We start from the raw sequence: 13,069 nt of genomic DNA on the forward strand, positions 1-13,069 counted from the left end.
GAGCTGGTAAACGCAGCTGAACAGGACTAGCATTCGACCATGCAAGGGACCGACTATCTGGGGAGCGATCGCTTTTCCGCCTTGGGCGGGAAACCTGTTTTGGTTGTCGAAGCGGCGAGCTGGCATAGACCTGCTTCCCCGATTCAAGCGGTCGTTATCGGAATTGATCGAGAAGGTGATCTGCCGACGGTTTCCGATCAAGAATTTGACGTTCTACTAACTACTTTCAAAGCAGCGCCAAAACCTTGGGTATCGCTCGATCCGACACAGTTTGATGACACGGTCCAGCGACTTACTGGCTCGGTAGACGCGAACCCCATCGCGGCGACCATTGGGGCGCAAGTTTTACGATTATCGTCCGGGCTAACCTTATCGGATGCCATCACAGTCGAGTCTTTTGCCTATTCCGCGTTATTGGGCGGCGGTGAATTCAGTAATTGGATGGCAGCATCCAAGCACAGCAAACTGTCAGCAGTCCCTACAGATCCTGTGGTCGTTCATCGTGAAACGGATAAAATCACGTTGAAACTCAACGATCATGAAAATCGCAACGAAATGTCGGCGACCATGCGGGATGCGCTATATGAGGCCCTTGCCAATATTCTCGACGATCCAAGCAAGCCGGACGTAACCCTTGAAGGTGCAGGTAAATGCTTTTCCACCGGAGGCTCCCTTCCCGAATTTGGAACAGCACGTGATCTCGCTGAGGCGCATGTCGCGCGCAGTTTGCACAGCTGTGCAATTGCACTTGACGCTCTGGGTGAGCGTGCGACCGTAATGCTACATGGGGCGTGCGTCGGGTCAGGGATCGAGATTGCGGCGGCGGCACATCACCGCATTGCCGCCCCGGCCGCGTGGTTTCAACTGCCCGAACTAAGCATGGGGCTAATCCCCGGAGCAGGCGGCACCGCAACGGTTGCACGCGCGATCGGGCGGCATCGCACGATGTGGATGCTGCTGTCGGGCAAACGTATAAGCGCGGCGCAGGCGCTCGACTGGGGGCTTGTGCATGCAATCAAGGGGAAACCGTGAAAGCGTTACTCGAAGCCGTTGCAAAGGCGGGCGATCGGCTGGTCAAACTATCGCACGGGCGAGTTTGTTTTAACGCAGCTCAAGCGCTGGCGCGGGGAAACGAATTGGATTTGATGCCGCCCGGACTAATGTCGCCGAACGGTCATTGCCGTCTGATCCAGACCAGCGATACTTGGATAGCAGTTTCACTTGCACGCCGCGATGACATCGACCTATTGCCTGCATGGCTGGGCACGACGCATGATGATGAACCTTGGGAATCGCTAATATCGGCGGCGACGAAGCGAACAGCGCAAGACTTGGTAGCTGCTGCGGTAGAGCTGCACTTACCAGTAGCACTCATAAACGAAGCGGCAGTGCTTGCACCTCCCTGTCTGACCGATGGCGGTACCAAAAACGCTACTATCCTAGATATGTCCGCGCTTTGGGCTGGGCCATATTGTGGCGGCCTGCTCGCAGAAGCCGGACACAAAGTCATAAAGATCGAGAGCCCTGCCCGTCCTGATCCGACACCGCAGCATACTCCCAAACTCGACGCACGTCTTAACGGCAGAAAAGAACGGAAGAATGTGGTACTCAACGCCGCTGAGTTGCTACCCATGATTGAAAATGCGCGGGCGATAATTACATCGGCCAGGCCACATGCTCTGGCGCGGTTGGGTCTTGATGAGAAGGAAGTTTTTATCAGAAACCCCGACCTGCTTTGGATCGCAATTACCGCTCATGGCTGGCATGATGACGCGGCAATGCGTGTTGGGTTTGGCGATGATTGTGCGGCAGCGGGCGGGCTGCTTCGCTGGGATCACGATAACCCGCAGTTTATCGGCGATGCACTCGCCGACCCGTTAACTGGGATAATGGCAGCAACGCGGGCACTCGAAGCCTTGGAAGCCGGAAAAGTAGGGCTTCTTGATATCTCGCTCGCGCGCACGGCAGCGAGTTTTGCCAAGGCGATTGCATGAAAACATCGTTTGATTTGATCATTCGCAATGCCTGCGATACGACCGGAAATCTTATCTCGGTCGGTATCCGTGATGGTATAATTGCGGCCATTGGTCCAGCGCTAGATGGGGTCGGAGCCGAATATGATGCGCAACAACAAACACTGGGTTCAGGTTTGCATGACCATCATTGCCACCTGCTAGCGACGGCAGCACGGATGGAGTCGGTTGACCTGACCGATTGTCGCACAGAAGAGGCTGTGATGGCGCAGCTCCGCGCCGGCACTGGCGCACCAGACGGATGGATACGCGCTTTTGGTTATGATGAGCGTGCCGCTGGATTGCCCGATCGAAATTTGCTCGACAAATGGCTGCCGCAGCCTCCTTTACGGATACAGGATCGCACAGGAGCTTATTGGCTTCTTAACAGCGCTGCCATTGCGAGGCTAGGTGAGCAAAGCTTGCCCTCTTGTGTCGAACGCGACGCTGACGGGCTACCGACTGGTCGCATCTGGCGCGGCGATAAATGGCTGCGGGAACGGATCGGGGGATCACCGCCTTCGCTGAGTGCTTTAGGCAAAAAACTGGCACGATGGGGTGTCACTGGCGTGACCGATGCCAGCGCGTCAAATGGAACTGTCGAGGCGAAGCTGCTCGCTGGTGCTATGCCCCAAAGGCTGGTTATCATGGGCTCCGAAGAATTACCCGCTGGAGAGTTTTATTCAGTCGGCCCGGTCAAATTGATACTCGACGAAAATGATCTACCGCCCATCGATCAGACTGTATTGCGCATCGGCGCCGTTCGAAAGTTAAACCGCAACGTGGCCGCGCATTGTGCAACGCTTGGCGAGTTGCTGTTTTATCTTGAAGCATTGCAACAGTCAGGTGGCGCGCGATCTGGCGACCGGATCGAGCATGGTAGTATCATTCCCGAAAGCATGATCGGCGACATTGCTTCTGCGGGACTAATAGTGGTCACCCAACCTAATTTTATCCACGATCGCGGGGATCGCTATCGAGCACAAATCGACGAGTTTGAGCTGAATGATCTTTATCGCCTAGGTTCTTTATTACGCGGCGGCGTGCGTGTGCTGGGTGGATCGGATGCGCCTTATGGCGACATTAATCCGTGGATCGGCTTGCGCGCAGCGCTCGACCGCCGGACACGTAATGGCACAGTCATTGGTGCGGGTGAGGCAGTCGATCGCAGGGCGGCATTGGCTCTTTACCAAAATACACGCTTGGCAGTAGGGGCGCCAGCTGACCTGATCCTCTACAGCTGGCCCGAAGACACCAATAAGCTTGGTGCGGTGAGTCTGACGTTGATCGGTGGCAACATCGCCTGGCAAGCCTGAAATTTAATCCCCTGCAAGCCGATTGGATTATATTGAGGGGCAAGGACTAGATGCTTTTTTGAAGCCCAGCCCGATGAAATAAAATGTACCATTCTCTGCCAGCGTTGATGTCTTAGGACTTCCTGGATCAGGATTAGACTCCCGCTACGGGCATAGATCCAGCGTTATAACATTGTTTTGCAAGGTAATTATCGAAAATTTATCATGATTCCAAAGTTCAATAAGTGTAGCAAAATTATCACGCTTAGAGAATTCTGCTACACAAGGCATTTTTCCGTAGTGCATTGTGCAAATTTGAGTTAGATGCAGTATCGTTATTCGTCGGAGAGCTAGCATGCCAGCTGGCCGTTAAGGGAGAAAATAAAATGAAAATTATTAAACTGCTGCCCTACTTGCTAGCAGGAACCGCGCTTGCAACGCCTGCATTGGCGCAGGAAGGTTCAAATGTACCAGACAATGCGTTGGTGACGGATACGGGCGAAATCGTCGTTACCGCTCAACGCCGCGAATCGCGTTATGTGGATGTTGCAGGCTCGATTTCGGTCGTGACCGGAGAGCAGCTTGAGTCCGCAGGTGTTAGCGGTACGCGTGACCTGCAGTTACTAACTCCTGGGTTAAACATCTCGCAGCAAGGTACATTTGTGCAGCCGACTATCCGTGGCGTTGGTACATCGGTTACGGGCACGGGTGCTGATCCGAATGTCGCCGTTTATGTTGATGGCGTTTACATGGCTAGTCAGGGTGCGGCGCTGTTCGATTTCAATAGCGTTTCCCAGATTGAAGTCCTGAAAGGTCCGCAAGGAACGCTCTATGGGCGTAACGCCACGGGCGGCGCCATCGTGGTCTCTACGAAAGTCCCTTCGCTAGCCGAAGATAGCGTAAGTGCTGAGTTTGGTTACGGCCGATTTAAAGAAGTGCGGGCCAATGGGTTTGCCAATATCGTGCTGGGTGATACGGTTGCGTTTAACGTGTCTGCATATAACCGCTCGAACGATGGTTATGCTGTCAACGTTTTTAACGGCGAAGATGCCTCTGTTACAAAATCGCGTGGTATTCGTGGGCGACTGATGTTTGAACCGAGCGACAATTTACGCTTCATCCTGTCGGCTGGACATGTAAGTCAAGAAGATAACACCGCCTATTCTTATGTGCCGATCAATGGCAATTCGGTATTTCCAACCAGTCAGGCTGCAACACTTGGCCTGACCGAGAAGCGCAAAGTCTCGCTGAATGATCAGCCTTACAACAAGCTGACCCTGACAACTGCCAGTTTGAACATAGACTTGAAGGGAAGCTGGGGTAATCTTTCGTCGGTTTCGGCCTTTGCTAAGACATCATTTCCTTTCCTGACGGATCTTGATGGTACAGAAGTTCCTTTACAGACTTTTGAAGGTGATCCGCAGACAACGAAGACTTGGTCGCAAGAATTAATCTATACTAGTCCAAGTCTTGGACCAGTGACCTTCACGGGCGGGCTATTCTATCTGAGCGAAAAATCTCATACTGACGCGGATATCAGTTCGTTCGGGGTCGTTGTTTTTCCACCGGATGTTTTTGCTCAAGCAGATGCTTTTGCGGCATTTATCGAGGGTACCGTCGATATTACTGATCGTCTGCATTTTACCGCAGGCGGACGTTACAGTACCGAAAAGAAGAAGGTGCAGACTTTCTTTGGTAATGGCGGCCCTCAGGTTGTTGATGCGTCGAAGCGTTTCAGTGATTTTACGCCGCAGGCATCGCTGCGTTATGACGTGACAAACTCCTCGAGTGTCTATGTCGCGTATAGCGAAGGTTTTAAGAGCGGCTTGTTTGATGGCGGTAATTTCGGCGATTGCCCGGTAGTCGGTGCAACCTGTCCGTTTGAAGGTACTCCGGTTGAGCCTGAAAAGGTAACCTCATATGAGGCAGGCTATAAATATAATGCTGGCCGAACCGTCATTTCGTTGGCCGGCTATTATACGGATTATAAGAATATTCAGGTGAACGCACTCGGCACGAATGCGCTTGGTGTGGCGAATCAGCAAATTCTGTATAACGCTGCTAAAGCCGAAATATATGGACTGGAAGCGTCGCTTTCTATGAAAGTCAGTGACTTCTTCAGTTTCAGCAGCGGTGCGTCATGGACTCACAGCGAATATACGGATTTCCCATTTGCGACCAAGTGGACACCAAGACTGGATTTGGCGGGCAATCCTGTCGGCGGCAATATGGTTGATCCTAATCCAAGCGCGACCGGAAACGAGCTGATCCGGACGCCAGAATTTACGGGCTTTGTTTCAGGTACCTTCACTCACGAGCTTCCTGAGGGCTCGCTTGTTGCCAATGCTACGGCATCTTATAGCGACTCATTCTTCTGGCACGTGAATAACCGTTTGAAGCAGCCTTCCTTTGTGGTTGTGAATGCTTCATTGACTTGGAACGTTGACGATAACCTCAAATTTACAGTCTGGGGTGAAAACCTGACTGACGAACGCAGGTTGGTTTATCCCCGTGAAGCTAATGTTGGCGACTTTACTTCTTATTCGAAGCCAGTCAGCTATGGCGTATCGGTCGGATTTAATTTCTGATTAAACTTGGCGGGGGCGGTTTTACTGTCCCCGCCATATATTTTGGGAATAGGACATCCCGCTGGGGCGGTAGCTCCGACCATTCAGGCTCGGGCTGTTGTTATTTTTAGGAATGGTGGTTGCACCAGCAAAACCTTCCGGAGAGTATAGCCGGAGTAAATAGATTGGTATGGAGCAGCAGATGACCGTAACTTGGCCGACCCGCATGGATCATGATACTGTGGCATATTGGGAGGGGTTACGTGAAGCTAAGCTCATCTTGTGCCGTTGCAGAGAATGTGAGACTTGGATTCATCCACCCCGCGCGTGCTGTCCAGCTTGCTGGTCTGATGATATCGGTCATGAAAGTCCTAGTGGGCAGGCAACTCTTTTTAGCTATCTTATCCAGCCTACCGCTCCGAAACAGCCGCCTGAAGTGGTCGGCTGGGCTGAGCTGGTAGAGCAGAAAGAACTTTTCGTGGTTGCGCCTGTCGAAGGAATGTCGTTCGATAATGTTGAGATTGGGGCAAAGCTCACGCTTGGTTTTAGGGAACAAGGAGGCATAAGCCTTCCCGTTTTTTCCGCTGGAGAAGAAAAATGACTGGGCGGGGAGAAAAGGTTGCGATCGTCGGCATCGGTTCGTCAACGCTATCACGCGATGGCGGTCGTTCAGTTGGCGGGCTTGCGCTTGACGCGGTTCGGAACGCAATTATCGATTCAGGAGTGCCACGCGACAAAATTGACGGTGTTTCCGGCATATACAGTACCGACTTGCCTACGGTTTGGCCTGGTTATGTGGTCGAAAGTCTCGGGCTGAAAAACATAGTTTGGTCTAATTGCTCGTCACCTCCCTCGGCTAATACCGTGACAGAAGGGATACTCGCGGTTGCTGCTGGAGCTTGCGATTACGCAGTTTGCTATCATGCTAAGTTTCGCTGGGATATGGTTTCCGGAGCGGCGCGAAAAGATCCGTTGCGCCGCGCGCCGCGCGGGGCATTTGATCCAGCGATGACTATGCCACTGGTCGAACCTGTTGGTGTGCCTAATGGTATGTTCGCGGCAATGCAGCGCCATGCCCATGAATATGGTACGACGCGGGAGGATCTTGGCAAAATTGTTGTGAATAACCGAAACTGGGCATTGGAAAATCCAGACGCAGTTTTTCACGATGCGCCGCTTTCTATGGAAGATTATCTCGCCGCGCCGCAAATTGCACCGCCGCTGAGCGCGTTGGATATGGATATGCCGATTGATGGGGCGATGGCGGTCGTTATCACGACTGCAGAGCGTGCGGCAGATTTGCCCAACCGCCCTGCCGTTGTAGAAGCATCATCCAATGCAATAACCGGGGGGACCGATTTCTTTTTCCGGGCCTTTGATAGCTATGCTTCATACCGCGTGCTCGTAGAGCGCCTTTGGAATAAAAGCGGTTTGACGATTGAAGATATGGATGTTGTGAATATTTATGATGGCTTTTCCAGTCTGGCACTAGAATGGATCGAGGCGGCATTTGATGTGCGAGGCGAGGCGAGTGGCTTTCTCGAAGATAGCTGGAATGCCGAAACGGGCAAACTTTCCTTTCTGGGACGAATTCCCATGAGTACGCATGGCGGCAATATTGGCGAGGGCCGCGTGCAAGGGTTTGGTCATGTTCTTGAAGCTGTTCGTCAGCTGCGCGGCACGGCGGGCACACGGCAGGTTGAGAGCGCAAAGAATGTCCTTGTGGTCAATGGTAACAATCCGGTCAATGCTGGGATGATTTTAAGCGCGGGATGACTGTCCGCCACTGCTGATTGCGTAGCGCGATTACCTAGCTGGACTGGACTTTTTAATCTTTCTGCCATAGGATATTTGGCTCCGCTCACGGGGTTAAAATATGGATTTTTCAGAATTTGGCCTTGCCGATAATCTTGTTTACGGCAGCCGCCGCATTTTTGAACGGCGATTGCGTATCCTCGAAGAAACTCAAAAACTTATTGCCGATGAGGGCTTTGAGAAATTTCGTATGCGCGAGTTATGCAAACGTGCCGAGGTAGCACCGCACACGATTTACAAAGCGTTTGGAAGCAAGGAACGGTTGATCGCAGTGGCTATTCGTCACCAGTTCGAATCCTTTGCGACGAAACACCCTCTTAAATATCCACGCCGCAGTTTGGAAGGTGTGCTTGAACGACTGATTATCGCCCATGCAACAATGCTGGGTATGAAAGAATATGTCAAAACGGTCACTAACATCTATTTTTCACTGACGGTCGATGAATATCTGCGCGATTCCGTTGGATATAATGTAATCCTGACTCTGCGCCCTTGGGCCATGAGATTGCAGCAACACGGATATCTGCGGGAAGGTATAACCGCCGATGATTTGGTGGAGCAGATTATACGTCTGAAATTTACGATCTCGCTGGAATGGAGCAGGACGGATATTTCGGATGAGACGTTTTTTGAGAAAAAGGTCTTGGCGGTTTTGAGCAGTGCGGCCGGCCTTACCGATGGCAAAGGCTATGAAGAAATCAACGTCTATTTTACGGATTTTCTGGGAAAGCGTACGATATTTGAGCAATTCCGCGAGGAAGTGACCCAAAAAGCAATCGGAACGGCGAAACGGAAAGGTGGCTCCGCACAATAAGCCGCAGTGAACTGACAGAGCTCTTGTGCTTTAGGTTTGTGAGGAAGTTTTCAAAATTCGGCCATCAATGCTGTCCTGCAACGAGCAGGTTCGAACAGCAGAGATGGCCGATTTGATGTTTTTGGGACCGAGTTACGCTATAACCAAAAAGCGCCGGAGCCGTTCAGAAAATGGCGCCAGAGAGTTTTAGCTCGAGCAATTCGTCCATTGTAAGTCCGCTGCTCATTAGTATTTCGTCAGTATGTTCGCAATGCCCAGGCGCGGGCGTCAGAACGGCAGCTTGTTCATCAATCTGAATCGGTGCGGTGACGATTGGCAGCGAGCCTTCGTCGCCACATTCTACCATTTGAATATAATTATTGGCGTTTGCTTGCTCATCTTCGACGGGATGAATGGGTGGGTTTATCGCCGCCCAAGGACATTCTGCTGCCTCAAGAGCCTCGGCGATTTGCTCTAGAGTCATTGTTTCGAAGGCACTTTCGAGTATCGCAACGCATTCCTCGCTATTGGTTGTACGGTCAGCCGAGGTTGCGAAACGCGAATCCTCAACCAAGTCGGGCCGGTTGACTATTTTGCAGATGCTCGGCCAAAAACGATCCCCCTCCAAAGCGCCTACAATGAAATAGCGATCATCAGAAGAGCGGTAGATATTGGCGATCGGATTAGGAGCACGGGTGCGATCAAGCTGTTCGATATTGTCGGTACCGCGCGAATAGGCACCGGCTGTCGATGCCGCCATTGCCCACATGCCCGAACCTAACAGGGACACGTCGACCACGCAGCCTTTGCCTGTGCGCTCGCGCTGGTAAAGACCGGCCATGATTCCACCAGCAAGATTCATCCCGCCTTGAATATCGCCAAAGGCTGGCCCGGGCATAAGCGCTGGGTAGCGGTTTTCATTCGACATTCCAGCAACAGCAGCGCCTGATCTTGCCCAATAGGATAGTGCATCAAAACCGGGCCTATTTGCATCAGGCCCGACCGGACCATGGCCAGTTCCGCGGCCGTAAATAATTCGGGGATTGCGCGCGAGAATATCTTTTGCATCTATACCCAGCTTGGCTCGTGCGGGCTGCATAAAGTTCGTAAGGAATATATCGGCCTCGTCGACCAGCGACATGAGTACCTTTAGTCCTTCGGGGTTGCGGATATCAATGCCGACACTGCGCTTGCCGCGGTTCATCACCTGCCACAAAACGCTGGGGCCATCGGTTCCCGGCTTGTTAATGCCATAGCTAGAAAGGTTTCGCATGGGGTCGGGGTTTTCAGGGTGTTCAATTTTCAATACGTCGGCTCCCATATCCGAAAGCACGGCTCCAGCAGCAGGCACAAACGCATAGATCGCTACCTCGATCACTTTGATTCCTGATAACACTCCATTCATAGAATTTCTCCTTCTGTATCTATATCGTTATTGCAAACCGTAAAAGGCGGTGGGCCGATTGTTTATGAGGCAGTCAAACTTGTATATGTCGCAATCTGGATGCTCCCAGTTTTACAAAGTTGCCGCCACTATGCCGGTGATCGATGAATCCCGCCCAAGTTTGTGACACGACTAGAATGTCTGAATCTTGATGCGGGCTTGGCCATGGAACATTGTCAAAAATGAACCATGTGTCAAGAATATTGATACGATACGCAATTTTGTATGCGGTGCCGTGCCAGACATTCTGATGCGGGTGGCCGGGCGTCCACTTTCTTCGGGAAAGTCCCAATGAATAGTGTAATCTATCTAGTGGGTAATAGCCCGGCCGACATGGTCTGAAGATTTAAAGGTCGCGCGCGACAATCACCTTCATGATCTCGTTGGTGCCTGCCCATATCCGAAGTACGCGGGCATCGCGCCACAGCCGCGCGATTGGATATTCGGTCATATAACCATAGCCGCCATGCAGTTGGAGGCATTCGTCGAGAACCTTGAACTGGGTGTCGGTAGCCCACCATTTGCCCATAGCCGAGGATGTGTTATCGAGTGTACCATCCAGCAATTTCAGCATCAGTTGATCCACAAAAACGCGTGCAATATGCGCCTGCGTCTTGCATTCAGCTAGTTTGAACTGCGTATTCTGATAATCCATTACTGCCTTGCCAAAGACCGTGCGGGATTTAACATATTCAACGGTATATTGAACCGCCAGCTCCATGCTGACAACAGCGCCTAGTGTAGTCAGCATGCGTTCCCACATTAACTGATTCATAAGTTGGTAGAATCCGCCACCTTCCTGACCGCCCAGAAGATTTTCGTCCGGAACAAAGACATCATCGAAGAATAATTCCGATGTATCCTGAGCAGGAAGGCCGATCTTTTTAAGGTTGCGTCCGCGCTTAAAGCCCTCTGCACCGGCTTCTACCACGAGCAGGGATATCCCCTTTGATCCCGTCTCACCCGTGCGACAAACAGTGATGATTAGATCGGCATTCTGGCCGTTGGAGATAAAAATCTTCTGGCCGTTGATCCTATATCCGCCGGGTACTTTATCCGCTTTGGTTTTAATTGCCTGCAAATCCGAACCAGTTCCTGGCTCTGTCATCGCGACTGCGCCGATCAGTTCTCCGCTTGCCATTTTGGGCAACCATTCATTCCGGCGCTCATCGGATGCATAGTCAAGAATATAGTGGGCTACCATGCAATGTGTACCGATACCAATACCAAAGCCTCCGCCCAAGCCAGCCCGTTCAACTTCTTGTGCGAGCACCGCATCATGGGCTTTACTGCCACCGCCGCCGCCAAATTCTTCGGGAATACTAGGGCAAAGTAGGCCGAACTCACCCGCCTTTAACCATGCTTCGCGATTGACAATTCCGTCATCTTCCCACTGTTCTCTGTGCGGATAAAACTCTTTTTCCAACACCTTACGGACGCTGTCTTGCAACATGACAGCATCTTCACTCATCCAAGGGGATGTGATGTTTAAGGCGGAGTTGCTCATAATGATATTCCTATAGAAAAAGAGTGTAGGACGTTGTTGGCGTATTCCTGAGTCAGTCAGAAACAAGCACTACAGATCCATTTGAAATGCCATTGATAGATCGCGAAGCCTGGCTTTTAGGGTTGCCGAGCCTGACAAACGTGTTTTTTCCCGGTTGCCGCGATGGGAACGACAGTGTGTGATTATTTTCATCTGAATTCTCGATGCTGGAAGCTTCACTGGGTGAATGCACTCAGCAGTGTTGTAGTAAATTCTTGCATAGCGTTATCCTTTTGTGGAAAGGGAATGTCAAGCGCTTTGGGATGGCCCAATTTTCTATCACAAAGCATACAACAGTGAGTCAGCATCAGTTGGCTTCGGCGTTATCAGTCGGAGTGCCCATCACTCCGTAATTAGAAGGAATTCGGTCACATGGACTTTGAGTATAGCGAAAAGGTACAGGCGCTCATTGCGACGCTCGAAACCTTTATGGATGAGCATGTTTATCCGATTGAGCAGGAGTTTCGGATGTGGACCTCGGAGGAGGTCAATCGTTGGAAGGTTTGGCCCGGCCTTGGCGCATTGAAAGAAAAGGCGAGGGCGCTGGGCCTGTGGAATTTGTTTCTACCGGTAGAATATGGAGAAATTAGTCCTGGCCTGACCAATCTTGAATATGCACCTCTGGCTGAGGTTATGGGCCGCGTGCCATGGGCACCGGAAATATTCAATTGTTCGGCTCCCGATACTGGCAATATGGAAGTATTGGCGAAGTTCGGAACGGAGCAGCAAAAGAGTGATTGGTTGGCGCCCTTGCTTGAAGGGCGCATTCGCTCCGCCTTTGTAATGACAGAACCCGACGTGGCTTCATCAGATGCGACTAATGTCGAAACTTCCATCGTGCGCGATGGCGACGAATATGTCATTAATGGCCGAAAATGGTGGATTTCCGGTATAATGGAGCCGGAATGCGAGCTACTGCTGGTAATGGGAAAAACCAATCCTGACGCGGAACGCCATGTGCAACAATCGACCATTATCGTGCCGCGAAATACTCCGGGTGTGTCGATTGTTCGCAATCTACGTACTTTTAACAATTGGCATTCACCGGGGGGGGAATCCGAAGTTCTGCTGGACAATGTACGGGTTCCTGTGAGCAATATGATTTTGGGTGAAGGGCGGGGTTTTGAGATCGCGCAAGGTCGCCTCGGACCAGGCCGAATTCATCACTGCATGCGCTCAGTAGGGCAGGCGCAGCGCGCCTTCGAACTAATGTGTATGCGCGCTGAAAATCGCGTCGCTTTTGGTAGAAAACTTTCTGCTCAAGGTAGCATCAGGCAGGATATAGCGCGCAGCTTTATCGAGATTGAGCAGGCGCGTCTGCTGACGTTGAAGGCTGCCGATGCCATGGACAGATATGGCAATAAGAAAGCTTTGGACCTGATCGCGGCGATCAAGATTGTCGCGCCGAAAATGGCTCAAACCGTGGCGGACAGGGCTATGCAAGTGCATGGAGCAATGGGCTTTTGCGATGACACGCCGATCGCCGAGACTTTTCTTGTCAGCCGGTTTCTGCGGATGGCGGATGGTCCGGATGAAGTGCATATGAATCAGCTAGGCCGGCTCAAGCTCAAGCAATATGGCGGCGCATGATATAATT

The 13,069-nt window shown here is 51.7% G+C and carries 10 protein-coding genes; 8 read left to right on the forward strand and 2 right to left on the reverse strand.

All coding sequences use genetic code 11. From position 1 onward, the window contains the following. The first annotated feature begins 39 nt into the window (after positions 1 to 39). The 7 genes from V7676_RS07885 to V7676_RS07915 all read left to right on the forward strand — a co-directional run bounded on the left by V7676_RS07885 (position 40) and on the right by V7676_RS07915 (position 8,503). Positions 40 to 1,032, forward strand: coding sequence for an enoyl-CoA hydratase/isomerase family protein (locus V7676_RS07885; protein ID WP_335659141.1), 993 nt, complete (start codon positions 40 to 42; stop codon positions 1,030 to 1,032). Continuing rightward, a complete protein-coding gene (locus tag V7676_RS07890) occupies positions 1,029 to 1,994 on the forward strand; it encodes a CoA transferase (protein ID WP_335659142.1) in 966 nt (321 codons plus the stop codon). Before V7676_RS07885 ends, V7676_RS07890 begins: the two co-directional genes overlap by 4 nt. Further along, positions 1,991 to 3,328: an amidohydrolase family protein gene (locus tag V7676_RS07895; RefSeq protein WP_335659143.1), complete on the forward strand. Its 1,338-nt coding sequence runs from the start codon at positions 1,991 to 1,993 to the stop codon at positions 3,326 to 3,328. Before V7676_RS07890 ends, V7676_RS07895 begins: the two co-directional genes overlap by 4 nt. 365 nt (positions 3,329 to 3,693) lie before the next feature. Continuing rightward, positions 3,694 to 5,895 (forward strand): TonB-dependent receptor, encoded by a 2,202-nt coding sequence (locus V7676_RS07900; protein WP_335659144.1) that lies wholly within the window; start codon positions 3,694 to 3,696, stop codon positions 5,893 to 5,895. A gap of 181 nt (positions 5,896 to 6,076) precedes the next feature. Then, positions 6,077 to 6,475 carry a Zn-ribbon domain-containing OB-fold protein gene (locus tag V7676_RS07905; protein WP_335659145.1) on the forward strand — a complete coding sequence of 133 codons (399 nt, stop codon included), beginning with the start codon at positions 6,077 to 6,079 and terminating at the stop codon, positions 6,473 to 6,475. Continuing rightward, positions 6,472 to 7,650 (forward strand): thiolase family protein, encoded by a 1,179-nt coding sequence (locus V7676_RS07910; protein WP_335659146.1) that lies wholly within the window; start codon positions 6,472 to 6,474, stop codon positions 7,648 to 7,650. Before V7676_RS07905 ends, V7676_RS07910 begins: the two co-directional genes overlap by 4 nt. 100 nt (positions 7,651 to 7,750) lie before the next feature. Next, positions 7,751 to 8,503: a TetR/AcrR family transcriptional regulator gene (locus tag V7676_RS07915; RefSeq protein ID WP_335659147.1), complete on the forward strand. Its 753-nt coding sequence runs from the start codon at positions 7,751 to 7,753 to the stop codon at positions 8,501 to 8,503. A gap of 163 nt (positions 8,504 to 8,666) precedes the next feature. Here V7676_RS07915 and V7676_RS07920 read toward each other — a convergent pair whose 3' ends face one another. Together V7676_RS07920 and V7676_RS07925 are read right to left on the reverse strand one after the other, a co-directional pair. Continuing rightward, positions 8,667 to 9,887, reverse strand: coding sequence for a CaiB/BaiF CoA transferase family protein (locus tag V7676_RS07920; protein ID WP_335659148.1), 1,221 nt, complete (start codon positions 9,885 to 9,887; stop codon positions 8,667 to 8,669). Positions 9,888 to 10,272: 385 nt separating this feature from the next. After that, the gene (locus V7676_RS07925; protein ID WP_335659149.1) at positions 10,273 to 11,433 is read right to left on the reverse strand and encodes an acyl-CoA dehydrogenase family protein; all 1,161 of its coding nucleotides are present in this window, start codon (positions 11,431 to 11,433) and stop codon (positions 10,273 to 10,275) included. Positions 11,434 to 11,844: 411 nt separating this feature from the next. On the opposite strand from V7676_RS07925, the gene V7676_RS07930 reads away from it, so the two are divergent. Beyond that, complete coding sequence (locus V7676_RS07930) at positions 11,845 to 13,062, forward strand: acyl-CoA dehydrogenase family protein (RefSeq protein WP_335659150.1); 1,218 nt, start codon at positions 11,845 to 11,847, stop codon at positions 13,060 to 13,062. The last annotated feature ends 7 nt before the right edge of the window (positions 13,063 to 13,069 follow it).

This window comes from Parasphingorhabdus sp. (assembly GCF_036963805.1).
Classification (GTDB): Bacteria; Pseudomonadota; Alphaproteobacteria; order Sphingomonadales; family Sphingomonadaceae; genus Parasphingorhabdus.